Source organism: uncultured Microbacterium sp. (assembly GCF_947489255.1).
Classification (GTDB): Bacteria; Actinomycetota; Actinomycetes; order Actinomycetales; family Microbacteriaceae; genus Microbacterium; species Microbacterium phycohabitans.
Genome location: NZ_CANLCY010000001.1, coordinates 1 through 20,347, shown reverse-complemented (window position 1 = coordinate 20,347; position 20,347 = coordinate 1). Strand labels below are relative to the sequence as shown.

Genomic DNA, 20,347 nt, shown 5'->3' with positions numbered 1-20,347 from the left:
TCAGCCCCGTCCGTCCAGCATCGTCCGTGAGCGCGCCGTCTGCTCGCGCAGGGCGTCGGCGAGGGCGGCGACGGCGGGGATCCGAAGCGAGTCGGCGCGGATCACCATCCAGTAGGGCAGGCGCTCGGTCACGAGCTGAGGCAGCAGCCGCACGAGGTCGTCGTGGCGGTCGGCGACGAAGCACGGGAGCATGCCGATGCCCGCCCCGGCCCGTGTGGCCTCGACCTGCACGAGGACGTTCGTCGATGTGACGCCGTCGCGCATGCTCGGCACCACGCGGCGCGGCAGGTCGAGCGCCTCGACCTGCAGCATCGCGTCGACGAAGTAGACCAACCGGTGCGTCTGCAGCTCGTCCATGTCACGGGGCTCTCCGTGCGCCGCGAGGTAGACGCGCGAGGCGTACATGCCGAGCGTGTAGGAGCCGAGCTCGAGGGTCGTTCCTCGCGAGGTCTGAGGACGACCGACCACCACCTCGAGATCGAGACCGGGGCGGTGCAAGGCCGCGCGGCGCTGTGCGGCCACGATCTCGACGACGAGGTCGGGATGCCGCTCGCGCAACCGGGCGATCGCGGGGGCCGCGATGTACGCGCTGAAGCCGTCGGTCGCCGACATGCGGACGACGCCGGCGACGGGGTCGGGCTCCTCTCCCCCGGCGGCCAACTGCGTCATCGCCGCTTCGATGCGCCCGGCGGCCTCGGTCGCGCGGCGGCCGAGAGAGGTGAGCTCCCATCCGCGGCCCGATTGGGCGACGACGCGGCCCCCGAGGGAGTCTTCGAGTGCCGCGATGCGGCGGGCGATGGTGGTGTGGTCGACACCGCGCACCTGCGCCGCAGCGCTGTACGTGCCCGTTCGCGCGACCGCCAGGAGCATGAGCAGGTCGTCGGCCCGCGCGGTGATGGCATCCATTCTGCAATTGTGCACAGCGCGGGAGCACGAATGGGCATTGTCGCATCTTCATACCGCCCGCAGACTCGACGGCGGATGTCACCGTCGACACCGAAGGAGCCAGCATGGAATCCCCCGCCGCGGCGCAGCGCAGCGCCTCCCCCGAAATCGCCACCGGCAAGATCAAGAAGGTCGTCGCCGCGTCGATGGCCGGCACGGTCGTCGAATGGTACGAGTTCTTCCTCTACGCCACGGCCGCGAGCCTGGTGTTCGGCACGTTCTTCTTCCCATCGTCGGGTTCTCCGCTCGATGGCATCATCGCCGCCTTCGTCACCTACGCCGTCGGCTTCGTCGCCCGGCCCCTGGGCGGCATCGTCTTCGGCCAGATCGGCGACCGGTTCGGGCGCAAGCCCACGCTGCAGGCGACGATCATCATCGTCGGTGCGGCGACCTTCCTGATGGGATGCCTCCCCGGCTTCGCCTCGGTCGGATACTGGGCGCCCGCCATGCTCGTGGCCCTGCGCTTCATCCAGGGCTTCGCCGTCGGCGGTGAATGGGGCGGCGCCGTGCTGCTCGTCGCGGAGCAGAGCCCGAACCGCTCGCGCGCGTTCTGGGCGAGCTGGCCGCAGGCGGCGGTCCCCGTCGGGAACCTCCTCGCGACGACGGTGCTTCTGGTGATGTCGTTCATCCTCTCTCCCGCCGCGTTCCTCGACTGGGGCTGGCGCGTCGCGTTCTGGCTGTCGGCGGTGATCGTGCTGGTCGGCTTCTACATCCGCACCCACGTCGAGGAGGCGCCCATCTTCCTCGAGGCCAAGAAGCAGGTGCAGCAGGAGAAGGCGACCTCGTTCGGCGTCGTGGAGGTGCTGCGGCGCTACCCGAAGGGCGTCGTCCAGGCCATGGGTGTGCGCTTCGCGGAGAACATCGTCTACTACATCGTCGTGAGCTTCTCGATCGTCTACCTGAAGGTCGTGCACTCCTACGACACGAGCCAGCTGCTGCTCGCGCTGCTGATCGCGCACATCATCCACTTCGCCGTGATCCCCCCGATCGGGCGCCTCGCCGACCGCATCGGCCGCAAGCCCGTCTACCTCGCGGGCGCGATCCTCAGCGCGACCTGGGCGTTCTTCGCCTTCCCCATGTTCGACACGCTGAACCCCGTCGTCATCGTCGCCGCCGTGGCGCTGGGCCTGGTGTTCCACGCCGGCATGTACGCGCCGCAGCCGGCGGTCATGGCGGAGCTGTTCCCGACGCGCATGCGCTACTCGGGCGTCTCGCTCGGGGCCCAGGTGACGGCGATCCTCGCCGGTTCGCTCGCGCCGATCCTCGCGACGCAGTGGCTGCGCGACTTCGGTTCGTGGCTGCCCATCGCGCTGTACATCGTGGCGGCCTGCGTCCTGACCTCGATCGCCGTACTGTCGCTGAAGGAGACGCGCGGGATCTCGCTGCGCGACATCGACGCCGCCGACGCCGCGCGGGGGAAGTGAGCACCATGACCATCGACCTAAGCGGACGCCGGGCCCTCGTCACGGGCGGTGCCAGCGGCATCGGCGCGGCGATCGGGCGAGCCTTCGCCGAGGCCGGTGCCGAGGTGACGGTCGCCGATCTCAACGCCGAGGGCGCTCAGGCCCTCGCCGACGAGATCGGCGGCCGCGCCTGGGCGGTCGACCTCTCCGACACGTCGGCGCTGGCCGGCTTGGAGCTCGACGTCGACATCCTCGTCAACAACGCCGGCATCCAGCACGTGAGCCCCATCGAGGAGTTCGCCCCCGAGCGGTTCTCCTTCATGCTGCGCCTGATGCTCGAGGCGCCGTTCCTGCTCATCCGTGCGGCGCTGCCCGGGATGTATGAGCGCGGATTCGGACGCGTGCTGAACGTGTCGAGCGTCCACGGTATACGCGCATCGGCATACAAGTCGGCGTACGTCACCGCGAAGCACGGTCTCGAGGGGCTCTCCAAGACGACGGCGCTCGAGGGCGGTTCTCACGGGGTGACGAGTGTGTGCATCGATCCCGGGTACGTGCGCTCCCCGCTCGTCGAGAAGCAGCTGGCCGACCAGGCCCGGGCCCACGGCATCCCGGAATCCGAAGTGCTCGAGACGGTGCTGCTGAAGGATGCCGCGATCAAGCGGCTCGTCGAGCCGGCGGAGGTCGCCTCGCTCGCCCTCTGGCTCGCCGGCCCGGATGCCGCGATGGTCACCGGAACGAGCTACGTGATGGACGGCGGGTGGTCCGCGCACTGAACACGAGCTGCCGTGTCGAGAGCGCTCCCTCGCGGAGATCTTCGGGACTGCGAGAGGCGGCGCCGGAAGAAATCCGACTTCTTCCGCGAGTTTCGGTAATGTAAAAAAACCTCGGAGCAATTGGTGACCAGCCCGCCGGGGACAAAGATGTCCGAAGGATGGCGGCATTTGTCGCGATCGACACTTCACAGCAGAGGTAATGCGATGACAATGCACACCAGCGGTCGAGGCCGTCTCGGTTTCGCCCTCGGCGCCCTCGGCGTCTCGGCTCTCGTCCTGGCCGGATGCTCCGCCAGCGGCGAAGACGACGGATCCGGCAGCGGCTCGACCGACCCGCTCGTGGTCGGCACGACCGACAAGATCAGCTCGATCGACCCGGCCGGCTCGTACGACAACGGCTCGTTCGCCGTGATGAACCAGGTCTACCCGTTCCTGCTCAACAGCCAGTACGGCACCTCGGACGTCACGCCCGACATCGCGGAGTCGGCCGAGTTCACCTCGCCGACCGAGTACACCGTGAAGCTGAAGTCGGGTCTGAAGTTCGCGAACGGCCACGACCTGACCTCGTCCGACGTGAAGTTCTCGTTCGAGCGTCAGCTCACCATCGCCGACCCCAACGGCCCCTCGTCGCTGCTCGGCAACCTCGACAGCGTCGAGACCCCCGACGACACCACCGTCGTCTTCACGCTGAAGAACGGCGACGACCAGGTCTGGCCGCAGATCCTGTCGAGCCCCGCCGCACCCATCGTCGACGAGGAGGTCTTCTCGGCCGACTCGGTCACCCCCGACGACACCATCGTCGAGGGCAAGGCCTTCGCGGGGCAGTACACGATCGAGTCGTACAAGCTGAACGAGCTGATCTCGTACGCGCCCTACGCCGACTACCAGGGCTCGCTGCCCAAGCCCGAGAACGGCGGCATTTCGGCGAAGTACTACGCCGACGCCTCCAACCTCAAGCTCGACGTGCAGTCCGGCGCGATCGACGTCGCGTTCCGTAGCCTGAGCGCCACCGACATCGCCGACCTGTCGTCGAACGACGCGGTCAAGATCGTCGACGGCCCCGGCGGCGAGATCCGCTACATCGTCTTCAACTTCGACACGATGCCCTTCGGCGCCACGACGCCCGAGGCCGACGCGGCCAAGTCGCTCGCCGTGCGTCAGGCCGCGGCCGACCTCATCGACCGTCAGGCGATCGCGACCGACGTCTACAAGGACACGTACTCGCCGCTGTACTCCTACGTTCCGCAGGGCCTGGCCGGCGCCAACGAGGCCCTCAAGGACCTCTACGGCGACGGCAGCGGCATGCCCGACGCCGCGAAGGCGAAGGCGACGCTCGAGGCCGCCGGTGTCTCGACGCCCGTCACGCTGAACCTCCAGTACAACGGCGACCACTACGGCCCCTCGTCGGGCGACGAGTACGCCGCCATCAAGGCGCAGCTCGAGGAGGACGGCCTGTTCACCGTCAACCTCGCCCAGACCGAGTGGGTGCAGTACACCAAGGACCGCACCGCCGACGTCTACCCCGCGTACCAGCTCGGCTGGTTCCCGGACTACTCGGATGCCGACAACTATCTGACCCCGTTCTTCTCGGCGGACAACTTCCTCGGCAACCACTACGACAACGCCGAGGTCCAGCAGCTGCTCGTCGACCAGGCGACGCAGACCGACAAGACCACGCGTGAGCAGGAGATCGGCGACATCCAGGACAAGGTGGCCGCCGACCTGTCGACCCTCCCGCTGCTCCAGGGCAAGCAGGTCGCGGTCGTGGGCTCCAGCGTGGAGGGCGCCGTGCTCGACGGATCCTTCAAGTTCCGCTACGCCCCGCTGCACAAGTAATCGATCGGCGGGTGCCCGGTCCCTCAGTGGATGGACCGGGTGCCCGCCGCTTTCCGTTCCCCAGTTAGGTCCTCATGGCCACCGCCGTCGACGCCCCCGTCATCGCCGCGCCCGCCTCCCCCAAGGGCGGCGGACTCTGGCGCTACATCCTCGTCCGACTCCTCCTGATCATCCCCACGGTCTTCATCCTCGTCACCGTCGTCTTCCTGCTCATGCGGGTCACCGGCGACCCGATCACGGCCGCCCTCGGCGGACGCCTTCCGCCCGAGCAGCTCGCGGAACGCATCGCCGCAGCCGGCTACGACCGCCCCCTGTACCAGCAGTACGTCGAGTACATCTGGGGCGTGCTGCGGGGCGATTTCGGCACCACCATCACCGACAACCGTCCGGTCATCGGCATCCTGCTGCAGTACGGCTCGGCCACCCTCGAGCTGGCGATCTACGCCCTCGTCGTGGCGCTGCTCATCGGCATCCCGTTCGGTCTCATCGCGGCGTACCGTCGCGATCGCTGGCAGGATGCCACGCTGCGCATCGGGGCGATCCTCGGCTACGCGACCCCCATCTTCTTCGTCGGCCTGCTGCTCAAGCTCGTGTTCGCGGTGTGGTTGAGCGTGCTTCCGGTCGCCGGTCGCGCGAACACCCGCACGGAGCTCAAGCTGTCGACGCTGGATGCCCCGAGCGGCATATACCTGCTCGATGCGATCCGTCTCGGCGACGGTGCGGCGGTGGGCGACGTGCTGACCCACGCGATCCTGCCCGGTGTGGCCCTCGGCATCCTGACCGCGGGCATCTTCCTGCGGCTCGTGCGGACCAACGTCATCGGCACGCTGGGCTCGCAGTACGTCACATCGGCGCGTTCGCGCGGCGTGGGGGAGTACCGCCTCGTCACGAAGCACGCGTATCGCCCGGCGCTCATCCCGATCATCACGGTCATCGGTCTGCAGATCGCGCTGCTGCTGTCGGGTGCGGTGCTGACCGAGACCACCTTCGAGTGGAAGGGCCTGGGCTTCATGTTGAGCGAGTACCTCAAGGCCCGCGACTTCGTGGCCGTGCAGGGCATCGTCGTCATGATCGCCGTGCTGGTCGCCTTCACGAACTTCCTCGTCGACGTCATCGCGGCGATCATCGACCCGCGAGTGAGGTACTGACATGACGGATGCCACCACATCCACGGCCCTGTCCGAGCGCAAGGTCCCACTGCGCGACCGCCTGCCCGTGATCTCGCACCTGCGCCGCAGCGTCGGACTGCAGCGCACCATGCTCGTGCTGGGCCTGGTCATCACGACGGTGTTCGTGATCGTCGCCGTCTTCGCGCCCCTGCTCGCCCCCTACGGTTTCGCGCAGCAGGAGGCGGACGGGGTGAAGTTCGGCACGCAGCAGGCGCCGGACGCGATGAACCTGCTCGGCACGACCGTCGGTGGTTTCGACGTGCTCTCGCGCGTGATCTGGGGCGCGCAGACCGCGCTCCTGGTGATCGTGTGCGCGATCGCGTTCTCGATCTTCCTCGGCATCTTCCTCGGCCTGGTCGGCGGCTACTTCGGCGGATGGCTCGACCGCGTCCTCGTGGTGCTGTGCGACGCGATCTACGCCTTCCCCTCGCTGCTGCTCGCGATCGTGATGTCCATCGCGATCACCAAGGGCCAGTCGACGCTGTGGGGCGGCATCCTGGCCACCGCCATCTCGATCACCGTGGTGTTCGTGCCGCAGTACTTCCGCGTGATCCGCGCCGAGGTGGTGCGGGTCAAGGCGGAGCCGTTCGTCGAGTCGGCCCGCGTCATCGGCGTGCCGACCGCGCGCATCCTGCTGCGGCACGTGCTGCGCAACTCGACGCGGTCGCTGCCGGTCGTGGTCACGCTCAACGCCTCCGAGGCGCTGCTGACCCTCGCGGGACTGGGCTTCCTCGGCTTCGGCATCGAAGCCACCGCCGCCGCGGAGTGGGGGTACGACCTCAACCGCTCGGTCAGCGACGTCACCAGCGGCATCTGGTGGACGGCCATCCCGCCGGGCGTCGCGATCGTGCTCGCCGTGCTCGGCATCACGCTCGTCGGCGAGAGCCTCAACGACCTCAGCGACCCGCGCCTGCGCACCCGTCGGCGCGCCGGACGCGCGCCCGCCCCGGTCACGGCCGTCGACCCCTCGACGGCTCCGGCCGACGCATCGACCACCGCCCCCGCCGGAACCCCGGCCTCCACCACCGACGGGAGCCCCTCATGACCGGCACCGCGGCATCCGTCGCCCGCATCGACGACCTCCGCGTCACCTTCGCCACCGACGGCGCCCCCGTCGCCGCCATCAACGGGATCTCGCTCGAGGCCCGTGCCGGCGAGGTGCTCGCGATCGTCGGCGAGTCGGGCTCGGGCAAGACCGTGACCGCGAACACGCTGCTCGGGCTGCTTCCCGAGACGGCGACGCTGTCGGGCGCCGTGATCGTGCGCGGCCGCGACGGCGGCGAGACCGACATCGTCCACGCCACCGGTGCCCAGCTGCGCGAGATGCGCGGACGCGACGCGGCGATGGTGTTCCAGGAGCCGTCGACGGCGCTGAACCCCGTGTACACCGTGGGGTGGCAGATCGCCGAGGGACTGCGCGCGCACGAGAAGCTGTCGAAGGCCGAGGCCAAGGCCAAGGCCGTCGACATCCTGCGCCGCGTCGGCATCCCGGATCCCGAGAAGCGCGTCGACGACTACCCGCACCAGTTCTCGGGCGGGCAGAAGCAGCGCGTGGTGATCGCGATGGCCCTGGTGCTGGATGCCGGTCTGATCATCGCCGACGAGCCCACCACCGCGCTCGACGTCACCGTGCAGGCCGAGATTCTCGACCTGTTGCGCACGTGCCGCGACGAGTTCGGGGCGACGATCGTGCTCATCACCCACAACATGGGCGTGGTGGCCGACCTCGCCGACCGCGTCATCGTGATGTACCGCGGCGACATCGTCGAGCAGGCTCCGGTGCGCGAGCTGTTCGCCGCGCCCCGCGAGGAGTACACCCGCGACCTCCTCGCCGCTGTTCCGCACGTGGGCCGCGGCAAGAGCTCCCACCAGGCGCTCGACACCCCCGCCCCCACCGCTCCGCCGGAGGGTAGCCTCGTCGTGGCCGAGAAGGTCGAGATCGGATACCCCGGTCGCTTCGGCTCCGCCGGCGTGGTCGCGGTGAAGGGCGTGGACTTCTGGATCGGTCCCGGCGAAGTGCTGGGCCTGGTGGGGGAGTCGGGCTCGGGCAAGACCACGATCGGTCGCGCGATGGTGGGCCTGACCTCGGTGGTCGGCGGCTCGTTGAAGGTGCTCGGGACCGAGATGCGCGGAGCCAAGCCCCGGCACCTGGCCAAGACGCGACCGGACATCGGTTTCGTCTTCCAAGACCCGGCGACGAGCTTCAACCCGCTGCTCACGATCGCGGAGTGCATCGCCGAACCACTGGTCGTGCACCAGCGCGCCGCGGGCGGCCGAGCCGCGCGTCAGCGCGTCGACGAGCTGCTCGACGCGGTGCAGTTGCCGCGGGCCTTCGGCGACCGCTACCCGCACGAGCTCTCGGGCGGTCAGCGTCAGCGCGCGTCGCTCGCGCGAGCGCTCGCGCTGGACCCCAAGCTGCTCATCGCCGACGAGCCGACCTCGGCGCTCGACGTGTCGGTGCAGGCGCGCGTGCTGCAGCTGTTCGCGCAGCTGCAGGCCGAGTTCGGCTTCGCGTGCCTGTTCATCAGCCACGACCTCGCCGTCGTCGACGAGGTGGCCGACCGGGTGATCGTGCTGCGTCAGGGCGTCATCCGCGAGCAGGGCACGACGGTGCAGGTGCTCACCGAGCCGCGCGACGACTACACCAAGCGCCTGCTGGCGTCGCTGCCCGTGCCCGACCCGGTCGAGCAGGAGGCACGCCGCGAGCTCTGGCGCGCAACGCGCGGCTAGCGCGCGTCTGCGCGAGTCGCCGGAATTCGTCGCCCTGCATGCCGCACAGGCGACGAATCCCGGCGACTCACGCTCACGTCCTACCGCAGGAACGTGTCGGAGATCACCGTGAAAAGCCACCAGCCGATCGCCAGGACGGTGATCACGCCGCCGACCCACGAGAAGCCCCGGCGCAGCCGCCGGCCCTCGCGGGCGACGCCGACGGGCGGGGGAGTCAGGAGCGGGACACCGGATGCCACCGGCGCAGGAGCCGCCGGCAACCGCTCGTCGCGCCACCGCGCCCACTGGCCGAGCTTGTCGTCGATGGCATCCACCGTTGCGAAGATCCACTCCCACGTCGCCGGGTCGATCGTGGACAGCTCGCGCCGCGCGTAGAGGAAGAGGCGGTCATCGACGATCTCGACGTCGAGTGCGGCGGCGTTGTCGATGAAGCGCGCCATGACGTCGGGGGTGAAGAGGTACAGCGCATCGCGCTCGTAACCCTTCGGGCAGTACAGCGCGAAGTGCTGGTCGAAGTCGCCCTCGAGGCTCAGGCGCTGATCGCGCGAGAACGTCGCCGGGAGGTTCGACGCCCCGAACAGGCCGTTGTTGCCCACGGCATCCAGGACGATGTGGGGGAGCGGGGTGTCCAGTCGCAGCTGTACGTACGCCCACTTGTGGGTCTGCTCGTTCTTGCCCGACCCGGTCTTGTACGTGTAGTTGCCGACCTCGACCCATCGGGGACGCGGCCCGTGGACGACATCGGTGGCCTCGCGCGAGTGGCCCTCGCTGAAGATCATGCCGGGAAGGTCGGGCGTCGGGACGGTGGGGAACCACGACAGCCCGTTCTCCTGCGCGAAGTGCGCGAGCCGATAGCGGCGCGTCGCGCGTCCGCGGAAGAGGACGATCAGCGCGTAGGCGATCAGCGCGACGACGGCGGCGAAGAAGATCAGGAAACCGATGCCGATCGGGTTCGGGCGACCCTCATCGGCGAACAGTCCGAAGCTGACCACGGTGGCCATCAGCGATGCGGCGACGAGCAGGATGCCGCCCACGAGGACGAATCCGATCGTGGTGATGACGACGCTCGTCAGCGTCCCCTGGCGGCGCAGCTGCGCGGTGAAGGCGCGCACCTCCGCACGCGTGACCGGTCGTGTCAGGGCAGAGGTGTCCAGGGCCGTACCGCTCATGGCCCCACGCTACCGAGGGCGTCTCGCGAGCGTCGGTGTCAGCGCGCCATCATCAGGAGGATCGGCACGAACACGAGCGCCGCGAATCCCAGCGCCAGCACGACCGTTCCGGCGACGATCGCCGTGATCACCCACACTCCTCCTCGCCGCAGGCGGCGTCCGGGGGCGGCGACACCCGGCGGCGGATTCCGGATGCCGACGGGCACCGCGGCATCCGGAGCAGGGACCGCCGCGCTCGCCGTCGCCGCCCCGCCCGGGCCGGCGATGGCGGGGGCCGCGACGACGGTTGCGGTGGGCGCATCCGACAGCCGGTCGTCGCGCCACCGGCCCCACTGCTCCAGCTTGTCGAGCAGGGTCGACACCACCGAGAACACCCACGCCCACCGTGCGGGGTCGAGCGTCGACAGTTCGGTGGAGGAGTACAGGAACAGCCAGTCGTCGACGATCTCGACTTCGAGCGTGGCCGCGCTGTCGATGAAGCGCGCCATGACGTCGGGGGTGAAGAGATAGAGCGCGTCGCGCTCGTAGCCGGTCGGGCAGTACAGGCGGAAGTACCGGTCGAAATCGCCCTCGAGGCTGAGGTGCTGTCCTCGCTCCCACAGGCCGAGACGGACGCCGTTGCCCTGCGCATCGAGCACGATGTGCGGCAGCGGCACGTCGAGACGGATCGCGATGTATCCCCACCGCGAGGTGGTGGTGTTCTTGCCGTTGCTGACCGTGTAGGAGTGGTTGCCCACCTCGACGAATCGCGGGTGGGCGGAACGCACCAGGTCGTACGCGGTGCGGTCGCCGCCGATCTGGAAGATCGCGCCGGGGAGCGGCGGCTCCGGCAGAGCGGCAACGTACTCCATCCCCACGTCGCGGGCGAACCCGGCGAGGCGCCAGCGCCTGTCCTCCTGCTTCCGCTGCCCGTGGCGGACGGCGAACAGCGCGGCCACGAGCGCCCCGAGGCCCAGGAGGATCGGGATCGCGAAGATCAGGCCGAGCACGACGACGCCGTCGCCGATCGCGGTGCGGAAGATCGCGAGCAGCACGACAAGGAAGACCCCCGCACCGCCGATCAGGGCGAACGCGAAGACGTAGGCGACGACCGCCACGGCGGTGTTCGCCCGGGGCAGGCGGCCCTCCGCGCGCAGCCGAGCCGTGAACGCCCGTGCCGCGGAGGCGTCGCCCGGCATCGTCAGCGCGCGCGCGTCGAATGGTCGGATCCCCGTCATCCCGCCCCCTGCCGTCGTCGGTGCTCCCCAGGCTATCGATGTCGATTCCCCGGGGGAGTCCGCATCCGTTAGACTACGAAGGTTGCCCGGCGACGCCCATGCGCGTGTGAGCCCGCGGCGACGTGCAACACACCCTCCTGCTGCCGGGAAATGCCCGTCAGCCGTTCTAGTCCGAAGGAGGTGGGTTAGTGACGCACCAGTACGAACTCATGGTCATCTTCGATCCCGAGGTCGACGAGCGCCAGGTCGCTCCGAAGCTCGACGGATTCCTCAAGGTCATCACGGCCGATGGGGGAACCATCGACAAGATCGACATCTGGGGCCGCCGTCGTCTCGCCTACGAGATCCGCAAGAAGAACGAGGGCATCTACGCCGTCGTCAACTTCGTCGCGACCAGCGAGGCCACGAACGAGCTCGACCGTCAGCTGAAGCTGAACGAGCAGATCATGCGCACCAAGGTCCTGCGCGCCGAAGAAGCGATCGCCCAGGTCGCCGCCGAGGCCAAGCGCTCCGAGGAGAAGGCCGCCCGCAAGGCCGCCGCTCCCCGCAAGGTCGAGTCCGCCGAGAAGGCTGCGAAGTAACGACGATGGCCGGCGAAACCGTCATCACCGTCGTGGGCAACCTCACGGCCGACCCCGAGCTGCGCTACACGCAGAACGGGCTTCCCGTGGCGAACTTCACGATCGCGTCGACTCCCCGCACGTTCGACCGTCAGGCGAACGAGTGGAAGGACGGCGAGGCGCTCTTCCTGCGCGCCTCGGTGTGGCGCGAATTCGCCGAGCACGTCGCCGGTTCGCTGACGAAGGGCAGCCGTGTCATCGCGACCGGTCGCCTCAAGCAGCGTTCGTACCAGGACCGCGAGGGTAACAACCGCACCTCCATCGAACTCGAAGTCGATGAGATCGGCCCCTCGCTCCGCTACGCGACCGCCCAGGTCACCCGTGCCGCCGGTGGCGGCGGGGGTGGCGGGGGCCAGCGCGCGCAGGTGCAGCAGTCGAACGACGAGCCGTGGTCGACCCCCGGCTCGAACAACGGCGGCGGCAACAGCGGCGCTGACGCGTGGAGCACTCCTGGTTCCTACGGAGACGACACCCCGTTCTGATCTTCGCCCCGCTCTCGAGCGAGACGACAGACCCCTCGAAATTCCGGATGCCATGCCCCGGTCCGCGTGACCGGCCCGGCATCCGAACCACACGAAAGAAGGAAGCATGGCTGGAAAGGCCACTGGCGACCGCCGCAAGCCGCGGAAGGGCGCGAAGAACGCCGCCCCCGCGAAGGCGATCCGCGTCGGCGTCATCGACTACAAGGACGTCGCAACCCTCCGCAAGTTCATCTCGGAGCGCGGGAAGATCCGCGCCCGTCGTATCACCGGTGTCTCCGTGCAGGAGCAGCGCCTGATCGCCCGCGCCATCAAGAACGCGCGCGAGATGGCTCTCCTGCCCTACGCCGGCGCCGGCCGCTAAGGAGCACCCGATGGCAAAGCTGATTCTCACGAATGAGGTCACCGGGCTCGGTAGCGCCGGTGACGTTGTCGAGGTCAAGAACGGGTACGCCCGTAACTACCTCATCCCCCAGGGCTTCGCCGTGGCCTGGAGCCGTGGTGGCGAGAAGCAGGTCGCGTCGATCCGCGCCGCTCGCGAGTCCCGCGCGATCCACGCTCACGAAGACGCCGTGGCGCTGAAGAACTCGCTCGAGTCGAACACCGTCAAGCTGTCGGTCAAGGCCGGCAACGAGGGACGCCTGTTCGGTTCGGTCAAGCCCGCCGACGTCGCCGACGCCGTCAAGGCCGCCGGTCTCGGCGAGCTCGACAAGCGCAAGATCCAGATCACCTCCTCGATCAAGTCGGTCGGCGAGCACGAGGCGACCGTTCGCCTGCGTGACGACGTCACCGCCGTGATCACCCTCCAGGTGGTCGCCGCGAAGTAATTCGCGACGCACGATTCGGCCCCGCTCCTGCTCCGGCAGGGCGGGGCCTTTTCGCTTTCGTCTTCGGGGTTTGGGGCGGATTCTCGCGGTTGGGGCGCGAATCGTTCGCCCCGAAGGGAGAAATGCGCCCCGAACCGGGCTGCCGGGGGTGTTGAGCCTCACGGCGCCGGAGGACCCCGGCCGCACGGTCGCCCGCACCCGCGACCCTAGGCTGAACCCCGTGACCGACCCTCGCGCACCCGAGCGCATCGTCCGGCGCTTCGCGCGCGCGTCCAACCTCCTGCTCGCCGGCCGTCCCTTCGCCGTGCGGGGCACCGGTTCCGCGAGCCTGCACGATGTGCTCGTGCGGCTGGGTGGCATCCCGAGTCCCGAACCGATGCCCGGGCGGGTGGAGTTCGACCTGGATGCCGACACCGTGCGCCTCGACGGTGCGCCGCTCCCCGAGCGCGGCGACGCCGCCGGTCGCATCGCCTTCGCTCGCACGCACATGCCCGTCTCGGCCGCGATGGCCGAGCGCCTCGAGCTGACCGGTCTGCGCGTGGGGGTGGCGATGGTGCTCGAGCCCAAGACCGCCGTGCTGTCGCTGCTGCTGCGCGAGCGCGGGGCCCAGGTGTCGGTGTACGCTCACCCCGACGAGACCGACCCGGCGGTGGCCGACGCGCTGCGGGCGCAGGGGCTCGCGGTCTCGGCCGATCCGGCGGTGAGCGGCGCCGCGGAACTCGCCGCCGCCCGCGCCTTCCTGCGCGCGGGCCTCGACGTGCTGCTCGACGACGGCGCGCACCTCATCCGCCTGGCCCACGACGACGATCCCGCCCTCGTCGCCGGCTGGATCGGGGCGTGCGAAGAGACCACGAGCGGGCTGACGCCGCTGCGGCGGATGCAGGACGCCGGCATCCTGCGCACCGCGGTCATGGCGGTCAACGACGCCCGCACCAAGACGATGTTCGACAACCGCTACGGCACCGGCCAGTCGTGCGTGTTCGCGATCGCCGACCTGCTCGAGGAGCGGGGGATCGCCCTCACCGACCAGCCGGCGCTCGTGCTCGGGTACGGCCCCGTCGGCCGGGGCGTCGCGGCGCACCTGCGCGCGCTCGGCGCCGAGGTGCGGGTCGCCGAGACCGACCCCGTGCGGGCCCTCGAGGCGCGGCACGACGGCTATCCCACCGGCCGGGCGGCGTCGCTGGCGGAGGGTGCTCTCGTCGTTTCGGCGACCGGCGTCCCCGGCACCGTCACCGCGGAGATCGCCCGGGCGGCGCGGGTCGTCGCCGTGGCCGGGGGAGTACCCGGCGAGGTCGCGCCGCACGCCGAGCCCGGCGCGCTGCTGCTCGGTGGGGGAGGAGCCGTGAACATCACCGCGGCCGAGGGCAACCCCATCGAGATCATGGACCTGTCGTTCGCCGTGCAGCTCGCCGCCCTCGGCGAGCTGCTGCGCCGCCGCCCGGCACCGGGCGTGCACGCCCTGGGCCCCGAGGTCGACGACCTCGTCGCGCGCGAGGCGCTCCGCGCGCGCGGCGCCGAGATCGACGCGCCGCGGCCCGTCGACCCCGAGGGCCTCGACGACTGGCGTTCGCCCCGCTACGCCGGGGGTGGGCGATGAAGGTGTACTCGGCATCCCTCGTCGTTCCGATCACGGCGCCCCCCATTCCGGGTGGGGCGATCGCGGTGGCGGGTGGGCGCATCCGGCACGTCGGCGACCGCGAGTGGGTCGTTCACGAGCTGCGGGCACGGGGGATCGCGTTCGACGAGACGCATTGGCCGGGCGTGCTGACCCCGGGCCTGGTCAACGCCCACTCCCACCTGCAGTACACCGGCATGGCCGAGGTGGGTCGGGGGTCGTACGCGGGGTTCGACGACTGGGACGACGCGTTCACTCCGGTCTACCGCGCCGGCCACGACTGGGCTCGGGATGCCGCCGCGGGCGCGCTCCGGATGATCGCGGCGGGCACGACCGCCGTCGCCGACATCGTCACCGACGTCGAAGCCGCTTCGGCGCTGCACGACGCGCGCCTGCACGGCATCACCTACTGGGAGGTGATGAGCTGGACCAACGCCGCGTGGGCCGAGCGCGGCCGCGCCGAGGTCGAAGCCCGGCTCGACGCGCTGCCCTCGCCGCCCGGCACCGGACTGTCTCCGCACGCGCCGTACTCGCTCGACGTGGAGCCGCTGCTCGAGATCCCCGATATCGTGCGCGAGCGGGGGAGCCGCCTGCACCTGCACCTGGGCGAGGCGGCGTTCGAGCGCGAGCACGGCGAGGCGGTGCCGTGGCAGAAGCAGCGTCCCGCGAGCTTCCGCGCCCTGCGCGACGAGGGGTTCGGCACCGGAGCGACCGAGTTCGTCGACGAGCTCGGCGTGCTCGGCCCCGACTGCCACATCGCGCACGGCGTGTACATGACGGCGCGCGACCGGGCGATCCTGCGCGCCCGTGGCACGACCGTGGCCCTGTGCCCGCGATCGAACGCGGTGATCGGACTCGACGAGCCGCCGGTCGCGGCCTACCTCGTCGAGGGGAACGCGCTCGCCGTGGGCACCGACTCGCTGGCATCCAGCCCCTCGCTCGACCTGCTCGCCGACGTGGCCGAACTGCACCGGCTCGCGCGGGCGCAGGGGTACGTCAACCGCGACCTGTCGGAGCTGCTGCTGCGGGCGGCGACGCTCGGGGGCGCTCACGCGATGGGTCTCGACACCGGTCCCGCCCGCACGGGGTATCTCGCGGTCGGCGCCGTGGCGGATCTGGCGTTCTTCGACATCCCGGTGTCGGAGGTGGATGCCACGATCGAGCATCTCGTGGTGTCCGGCGCCGGGACGACCGCCGCGACCTTCATCGACGGCGAGGCGCGCTTCGCCTCGCCCGCCTTCACCCGTGAGACAGGAGTGCGCGCATGACCGATCGAGCCGACACCGACCGCCCGGAGACCGCGCGGCTGCTCGACCTCGCACCGCATCCCGAGGGCGGGTGGTTCCGGCGCATGTGGACGGGGTCGTACGCGGTCGACACCCCCGCGGGCCAGCGCCCCGCGGCGACCTGCATCCACTACCTGCTGCAGCCCGACGAGCGCAGCGCGTGGCACGTCGTCACGAGCGACGAGGTGTGGCTGTGGCACGGTCCGGGTGCGCTCGAGCTGTCGCTGGGCGGAGCGGGGGCCGAGCCGGGTGAGGCGCAGACGATCACCCTCGGCCCCGACCTTGCCGCGGGTCATGTGCTGCAGCACACCGTTCCGGCGGGAGTGTGGCAGGCGGCCCGACCCACGGGCGACGTGGAGGTCGTGGTGAGCTGCGTCGTGTCGCCGGGGTTCAGCTTCGACGACTGGCGGCTGGCCGAGTAGACGACCGTCTGCGGTGCCGCGATCGTGCGCCCCGCGGCCGGCCGGCGCTTCGCCCTCGAGCACGTCTCCGCGCCGTCGAGGAGACCGTGTCGCCAGGTTTCACCGGCGACCGTCCCGGAAACATGCCCCCGGTACGCTGAGCACATCACAGCACTCCGGGGATGACCCCGATACGTCCACGAGGAGACATCGTGACCGCTTTCGCACGTCTGCGCCGCGCCGCCGCCCTGACCGCCGTGGCTGCGGCCACGGTCGTGTCGCTGACCGCCTGCGCCTTCGCCCCGACGGGCTCCGACGCCGGTTCCGCGCCCGCCACGGAAGGCGCCCTGCAGACCGTCACGGCCGGAAAGCTCACCATCGCCACGGGAGAGCCCGCGTTCTCGCCGTGGGTCGAGAACGACGACCCCGCCTCGGGTGAGGGCTTCGAGGCCGCGGTCGCCGACGCGGTGGCGACCCAGCTCGGCTTCTCGAAGGACGACGTCGTGTGGGTGCGCAGCACCTTCGACAGCGCGATCGCCCCCGGCGCCAAGGACTGGGACCTCAACCTGCAGCAGTTCTCGATCACCGAGCAGCGCAAGCAGGCCGTCGACTTCTCGTCGCCCTACTACACGACCACGCAGGCGGTCGTCTCGACCGGTACGTCGCCCGCCGCCTCGGCGACCACCGTGGCCGAGCTGAAGAACCTGCCCGTCGGCGTCATGAGCGCGACCACCAGCTACCAGGTCGCCGCCGACCAGCTCGGCACCGGCAACCTCAGCGTCTTCAACTCCAACGACGATGCCGTGGCCGCCCTGCAGGCCGGTCAGGTCGACGCGATCGTGGTCGACCTGCCCACCGCGTTCTACCTCGCCGGAGCCGTGCTCGACGACGGCAAGGTCGTCGGCCAGCTGCCCGACTCCTCGGCCGGCGGTGACGAGCTCGCGTTCGTCCTGCCCAAGGGGTCGGCCTTGACCGGGCCCGTCACCGACGCGGTCGACGCCCTGCGCGCCGACGGCACGCTCGACGAGCTGCAGCAGGAGTGGCTCGGGGGCACCGACGCCGCTCCCGTCTTGAAGTAAGACCCCGTGGCATCCCCTCCGTCCGAGGCCGCGTGGCGGCCGAGCGAGCTCGAGCTCGGTCGGCGCGCAACGCGGCGTCGGCAGTCGACGAAGTCGGTGCTGATCGCGCTGGTCAGCTCGGTCGTGTTCGTCGTCGTGGTGGGCTGGGCGATCCTGTCGAGCCCCGGGTGGGAAGACGTGCGCCGCGCGTTCTTCGACCCCGAGATCGCGCTGGCGAGCTTCCCGTCGATCCTCGCGGGGCTGTGGGTCAACATCCAGGTGCTGTTCGTCGCCGCGATCGCCGTCGCGAGCCTCGGCACGACCCTCGCGGTGCTGCGGTCGCTGCGCGGGCCGGTGTTCTTCCCGCTGCGCGCGCTCGCGACGATCTACACCGACCTGTTCCGCGGCATCCCCCTGCTGATCGTGCTGTACCTGGTCGGCTTCGGGCTGCCGGCGCTCGGCGTCTTCGGCCGTGTGCCGGTGGTGCTGTGGGGCACGATCGCGATCGTGCTGACCTATTCGGCGTACATCGCCGAGGTGCTGCGCGCGGGAATGGAGGCCGTGCACCCCTCGCAGCGCATCGCGGCCCGCTCGCTCGGTCTGAACCACGCGCAGACGCTCCGGATCGTCGTGATCCCGCAGGGCGTGCGCAAGGTCGTGCCCGCGCTCATGAACGACTTCGTGTCGCTGCAGAAGGACGTGGGGCTCATCTCGGTGCTCGGAGCGGTGGATGCCGTGCGCGCGGCGCAGATCGCCTCGGCTCAGGCCTACAACTTCACGCCGTACATCGTCGCGGCGCTGCTGTTCGTGGCGATGGCGCTGCCGATGATCCGCCTCACCGACTACGTGTCGGCCCGACTGGCGAAACGCGAGCAGATGGGCGGAACCGTATGACCGTGCTCGAGGTCCGCAGCGTCCGCAAGGCCTTCGGCGACCACGTGGTGCTCGACGGCATCGACCTGGAGCTCGCGCAGCACGAGGTGGTCGTGCTGATCGGCGCCTCGGGCTCGGGCAAGTCGACGCTGCTGCGCACGATCAACCTCATCGAGCGCGTCGACGACGGGCAGATCCTGCTGAACGGCGACGACCTCACCGATCCGACGATCGACCCCGACGCCGCGCGGGCCCGCATCGGCGTCGTCTTCCAGCACTTCAACCTCTTCCCGCACCTGCGCGTGATCGACAACGTCACCCTCGCCGCCCGTAAGGTGCACGGGATGCCGAAGACCGAGGCCTACGTCCGCGGCACCGAGCTGCTCGAGCAGCTCGGGCTCGGCGCGAAGGCCCGCGAGTTCCCCGACCGCCTGTCGGGCGGGCAGCAGCAGCGCGTCGCAATCGTTCGCGCCGTGATGACGAACCCCGAGCTGCTGCTGCTCGACGAGATCACCTCGGCGCTCGACCCGCAGCTCGTGGGCGAGGTGCTCGACCTCGTGCGGGTGCTGCGCGACCGCGGGTCGACCATGCTCATGGCCACGCACGAGATGTCGTTCGCGCGCGAGGTCGCCGACCGCATCGTGTTCATGCGGGGCGGACGCATCGTCGAGCAGGGCACGCCCGCGCAGATCCTCGACGACCCGCAGCGCCCCGAGACGATCGCGTTCCTCGAACGCGAGCGCCGCGGCGGGGCCCTGTAGCCCGGCACCCCCACGGCGGAGGGGCCTGAGCCGGCACCCCCGGCGTGGGAGGGCCCTGAGCCTGTCGAAGGGTCCGGGCCCCGGCCGGGCCCCGTCGCGGGCGCGCCACGACACCGGATGCCACGACAGCACGTCGGCATCCGGTGTCGTTCCGCTGAGGGTCAGTGCCCTCCGCGGGTCACGCGCGCGAGCGGCGGCGCAGCAGCACCCCTCCCATCAGCAGGGCGAGTAGGCCGGCGAGACCGAGGCCGAGAGCCGACGAGCCGTCGGTCCCCGTCACGGCCAGAGACGTCGCGCCGTTCGTCGCGAGGGGCGCCGCGGCGCTGACCGTGGCGACGGATCCGACGACGACGGTGCCGCCGTGGGCTCCGGGCGTTCCCGGGGTTCCGGGGGTTCCGGGCGTTCCGGGGGTGCCAGGCGTCCCGGGGGTGCCGGGGGTTCCGGGGGTTCCGGGGGTTCCGGGGGTTCCGGGGGTGCCAGGCGTCCCGGGGGTGCCGGGGGTTCCGGGGGTTCCGGGGGTTCCGGGGGTGCCGGGAGTTCCCGGGGTTCCGGGGGTTCCGGGGGTTCCGGGGGTGCCGGGAGTTCCCGGGGTTCCGGGGGTTCCGGGCGTCCCGGGGGTGCCGGGCGTTCCCGGGGTTCCGGGGGTGCCGGGCGTTCCCGGGGTTCCCGGAGTCCCGCCGGTGTGCGAGCCCTCGGTGGTGCTGTCGCCGATCACCGAGACCGCGTTGCCACCGATCGTGACGGGCAGCTGGATCGGGATGGCCAGCTGGTTCCCGCCGCCGATGCTGCCGGCGCCGTCGGTGGTGATGCCCCCAACGACACCACCACCGCCCGCGCCGCCGGTCGTGGTCGCACCCGTGGAGGTGCTGTCGCCGACGCCCGAGACGGCGTTGCCGCCGATGGTGACGGGGACGACGATGGGGATGATGGCCTGGTTGCCGCCGAGGATGCTGTCGGTGCCGTCGGTTTCGACGTCGCCGATGGAGCCGGAGCCCGTGCCGCTGCCGGTGCTGCCGCCGGTGGTGGTGGCGTCCTCGGTGTGGCTGTCGCCGATGACGGAGACGGCGTTGCCGCCGATGGTGACGGGGACGACGATGGGGATGACGGCCTGGTTGCCGCCGAGGATGCTGTCGGTGCCGTCGGTTTCGACGTCGCCGATGGAGCCGGAGCCCGTGCCGCTGC

Annotated in this window: 19 protein-coding genes and 1 pseudogene; 16 read left to right on the top strand and 4 right to left on the bottom strand. The window is 70.6% G+C overall.

Going from position 1 to position 20,347, the window contains the following annotated elements:
* Positions 1-906, bottom strand: a complete 906-nt coding sequence (locus tag Q0818_RS00100) for a LysR family transcriptional regulator (protein WP_298870056.1) — start codon at positions 904-906, stop codon at positions 1-3.
* A gap of 104 nt (positions 907-1,010) precedes the next feature.
* On the opposite strand from Q0818_RS00100, the gene Q0818_RS00095 reads away from it, so the two are divergent.
* The 6 genes from Q0818_RS00095 (at position 1,011) to Q0818_RS00070 (ending at position 8,859) form a co-directional block, all read left to right on the top strand.
* Positions 1,011-2,369: an MFS transporter gene (locus Q0818_RS00095; RefSeq protein WP_298870054.1), complete on the top strand. Its 1,359-nt coding sequence runs from the start codon at positions 1,011-1,013 to the stop codon at positions 2,367-2,369.
* 5 nt (positions 2,370-2,374) lie between these two features.
* Positions 2,375-3,124: a 3-hydroxybutyrate dehydrogenase gene (locus Q0818_RS00090; protein WP_298870052.1), complete on the top strand. Its 750-nt coding sequence runs from the start codon at positions 2,375-2,377 to the stop codon at positions 3,122-3,124.
* Between the two features lie 210 nt (positions 3,125-3,334).
* Positions 3,335-4,960 carry an ABC transporter substrate-binding protein gene (locus Q0818_RS00085; protein WP_298871667.1) on the top strand — a complete coding sequence of 542 codons (1,626 nt, stop codon included), beginning with the start codon at positions 3,335-3,337 and terminating at the stop codon, positions 4,958-4,960.
* Between the two features lie 74 nt (positions 4,961-5,034).
* A complete protein-coding gene (locus tag Q0818_RS00080) occupies positions 5,035-6,108 on the top strand; it encodes an ABC transporter permease (RefSeq protein ID WP_298870050.1) in 1,074 nt (357 codons plus the stop codon).
* A gap of 1 nt (position 6,109) precedes the next feature.
* A complete protein-coding gene (locus Q0818_RS00075) occupies positions 6,110-7,174 on the top strand; it encodes an ABC transporter permease (RefSeq protein ID WP_298870049.1) in 1,065 nt (354 codons plus the stop codon).
* The gene (locus Q0818_RS00070; protein ID WP_298870048.1) at positions 7,171-8,859 is read left to right on the top strand and encodes an ABC transporter ATP-binding protein; all 1,689 of its coding nucleotides are present in this window, start codon (positions 7,171-7,173) and stop codon (positions 8,857-8,859) included. The genes Q0818_RS00075 and Q0818_RS00070 overlap by 4 nt, the downstream gene beginning before the upstream one ends.
* A gap of 80 nt (positions 8,860-8,939) precedes the next feature.
* On the opposite strand, the gene Q0818_RS00065 is transcribed toward Q0818_RS00070, so the two are convergent.
* Positions 8,940-10,028 carry a DUF4148 domain-containing protein gene (locus Q0818_RS00065; protein WP_298870046.1) on the bottom strand — a complete coding sequence of 363 codons (1,089 nt, stop codon included), beginning with the start codon at positions 10,026-10,028 and terminating at the stop codon, positions 8,940-8,942.
* Positions 10,029-10,066: 38 nt separating this feature from the next.
* The gene (locus Q0818_RS00060) at positions 10,067-11,245 is read right to left on the bottom strand and encodes a hypothetical protein (RefSeq protein WP_298870044.1); all 1,179 of its coding nucleotides are present in this window, start codon (positions 11,243-11,245) and stop codon (positions 10,067-10,069) included.
* A gap of 188 nt (positions 11,246-11,433) precedes the next feature.
* Between Q0818_RS00060 and rpsF the strand changes: the two genes are divergently transcribed.
* The 10 genes from rpsF to Q0818_RS00010 all read left to right on the top strand — a co-directional run bounded on the left by rpsF (position 11,434) and on the right by Q0818_RS00010 (position 19,165).
* Complete coding sequence (rpsF, locus tag Q0818_RS00055) at positions 11,434-11,826, top strand: 30S ribosomal protein S6 (RefSeq protein ID WP_058622540.1); 393 nt, start codon at positions 11,434-11,436, stop codon at positions 11,824-11,826.
* Positions 11,827-11,831: 5 nt separating this feature from the next.
* Positions 11,832-12,347 carry a single-stranded DNA-binding protein gene (locus Q0818_RS00050; protein ID WP_295784192.1) on the top strand — a complete coding sequence of 172 codons (516 nt, stop codon included), beginning with the start codon at positions 11,832-11,834 and terminating at the stop codon, positions 12,345-12,347.
* Between the two features lie 106 nt (positions 12,348-12,453).
* Positions 12,454-12,708 (top strand): 30S ribosomal protein S18, encoded by a 255-nt coding sequence (rpsR, locus tag Q0818_RS00045; protein WP_013584646.1) that lies wholly within the window; start codon positions 12,454-12,456, stop codon positions 12,706-12,708.
* Positions 12,709-12,718: 10 nt separating this feature from the next.
* Entirely contained in the window at positions 12,719-13,171 is a 453-nt protein-coding gene (rplI, locus tag Q0818_RS00040) for a 50S ribosomal protein L9 (protein WP_295839745.1), read from the top strand.
* Positions 13,172-13,391: 220 nt separating this feature from the next.
* Complete coding sequence (locus Q0818_RS00035; protein WP_298870042.1) at positions 13,392-14,768, top strand: adenosylhomocysteinase; 1,377 nt, start codon at positions 13,392-13,394, stop codon at positions 14,766-14,768.
* Positions 14,765-16,054 (top strand): amidohydrolase family protein, encoded by a 1,290-nt coding sequence (locus tag Q0818_RS00030; RefSeq protein WP_298870040.1) that lies wholly within the window; start codon positions 14,765-14,767, stop codon positions 16,052-16,054. The genes Q0818_RS00035 and Q0818_RS00030 overlap by 4 nt, the downstream gene beginning before the upstream one ends.
* Complete coding sequence (locus tag Q0818_RS00025) at positions 16,051-16,494, top strand: cupin domain-containing protein (protein ID WP_298870038.1); 444 nt, start codon at positions 16,051-16,053, stop codon at positions 16,492-16,494. Before Q0818_RS00030 ends, Q0818_RS00025 begins: the two co-directional genes overlap by 4 nt.
* A 191-nt stretch (positions 16,495-16,685) precedes the next feature.
* Entirely contained in the window at positions 16,686-17,552 is an 867-nt protein-coding gene (locus Q0818_RS00020) for an ABC transporter substrate-binding protein (protein WP_298870036.1), read from the top strand.
* Between the two features lie 6 nt (positions 17,553-17,558).
* Complete coding sequence (locus tag Q0818_RS00015) at positions 17,559-18,425, top strand: amino acid ABC transporter permease (RefSeq protein ID WP_298870035.1); 867 nt, start codon at positions 17,559-17,561, stop codon at positions 18,423-18,425.
* Positions 18,422-19,165 carry an amino acid ABC transporter ATP-binding protein gene (locus Q0818_RS00010; RefSeq protein WP_298870033.1) on the top strand — a complete coding sequence of 248 codons (744 nt, stop codon included), beginning with the start codon at positions 18,422-18,424 and terminating at the stop codon, positions 19,163-19,165. The genes Q0818_RS00015 and Q0818_RS00010 overlap by 4 nt, the downstream gene beginning before the upstream one ends.
* 178 nt (positions 19,166-19,343) lie before the next feature.
* Here Q0818_RS00010 and Q0818_RS00005 read toward each other — a convergent pair.
* Positions 19,344-20,347, bottom strand: a pseudogene (locus Q0818_RS00005) (hypothetical protein); the annotation flags it as partial.

What these genes read in the sequence shown, in the direction of transcription:
- Q0818_RS00100 (WP_298870056.1), bottom strand. Translation starts at nt 906, where the DNA reads ATGGATGCCATCACCGCGCGGGCCGACGACCTGCTCATGCTCCTGGCG.
- Q0818_RS00095 (WP_298870054.1), top strand. Translation starts at nt 1,011, where the DNA reads ATGGAATCCCCCGCCGCGGCGCAGCGCAGCGCCTCCCCCGAAATCGCC.
- Q0818_RS00090 (WP_298870052.1), top strand. Translation starts at nt 2,375, where the DNA reads ATGACCATCGACCTAAGCGGACGCCGGGCCCTCGTCACGGGCGGTGCC.
- Q0818_RS00085 (WP_298871667.1), top strand. Translation starts at nt 3,335, where the DNA reads ATGCACACCAGCGGTCGAGGCCGTCTCGGTTTCGCCCTCGGCGCCCTC.
- Q0818_RS00080 (WP_298870050.1), top strand. Translation starts at nt 5,035, where the DNA reads ATGGCCACCGCCGTCGACGCCCCCGTCATCGCCGCGCCCGCCTCCCCC.
- Q0818_RS00075 (WP_298870049.1), top strand. Translation starts at nt 6,110, where the DNA reads ATGACGGATGCCACCACATCCACGGCCCTGTCCGAGCGCAAGGTCCCA.
- Q0818_RS00070 (WP_298870048.1), top strand. Translation starts at nt 7,171, where the DNA reads ATGACCGGCACCGCGGCATCCGTCGCCCGCATCGACGACCTCCGCGTC.
- Q0818_RS00065 (WP_298870046.1), bottom strand. Translation starts at nt 10,028, where the DNA reads ATGAGCGGTACGGCCCTGGACACCTCTGCCCTGACACGACCGGTCACG.
- Q0818_RS00060 (WP_298870044.1), bottom strand. Translation starts at nt 11,245, where the DNA reads ATGACGGGGATCCGACCATTCGACGCGCGCGCGCTGACGATGCCGGGC.
- Q0818_RS00050 (WP_295784192.1), top strand. Translation starts at nt 11,832, where the DNA reads ATGGCCGGCGAAACCGTCATCACCGTCGTGGGCAACCTCACGGCCGAC.
- rpsR (WP_013584646.1), top strand. Translation starts at nt 12,454, where the DNA reads ATGGCTGGAAAGGCCACTGGCGACCGCCGCAAGCCGCGGAAGGGCGCG.
- rplI (WP_295839745.1), top strand. Translation starts at nt 12,719, where the DNA reads ATGGCAAAGCTGATTCTCACGAATGAGGTCACCGGGCTCGGTAGCGCC.
- Q0818_RS00030 (WP_298870040.1), top strand. Translation starts at nt 14,765, where the DNA reads ATGAAGGTGTACTCGGCATCCCTCGTCGTTCCGATCACGGCGCCCCCC.
- Q0818_RS00025 (WP_298870038.1), top strand. Translation starts at nt 16,051, where the DNA reads ATGACCGATCGAGCCGACACCGACCGCCCGGAGACCGCGCGGCTGCTC.
- Q0818_RS00010 (WP_298870033.1), top strand. Translation starts at nt 18,422, where the DNA reads ATGACCGTGCTCGAGGTCCGCAGCGTCCGCAAGGCCTTCGGCGACCAC.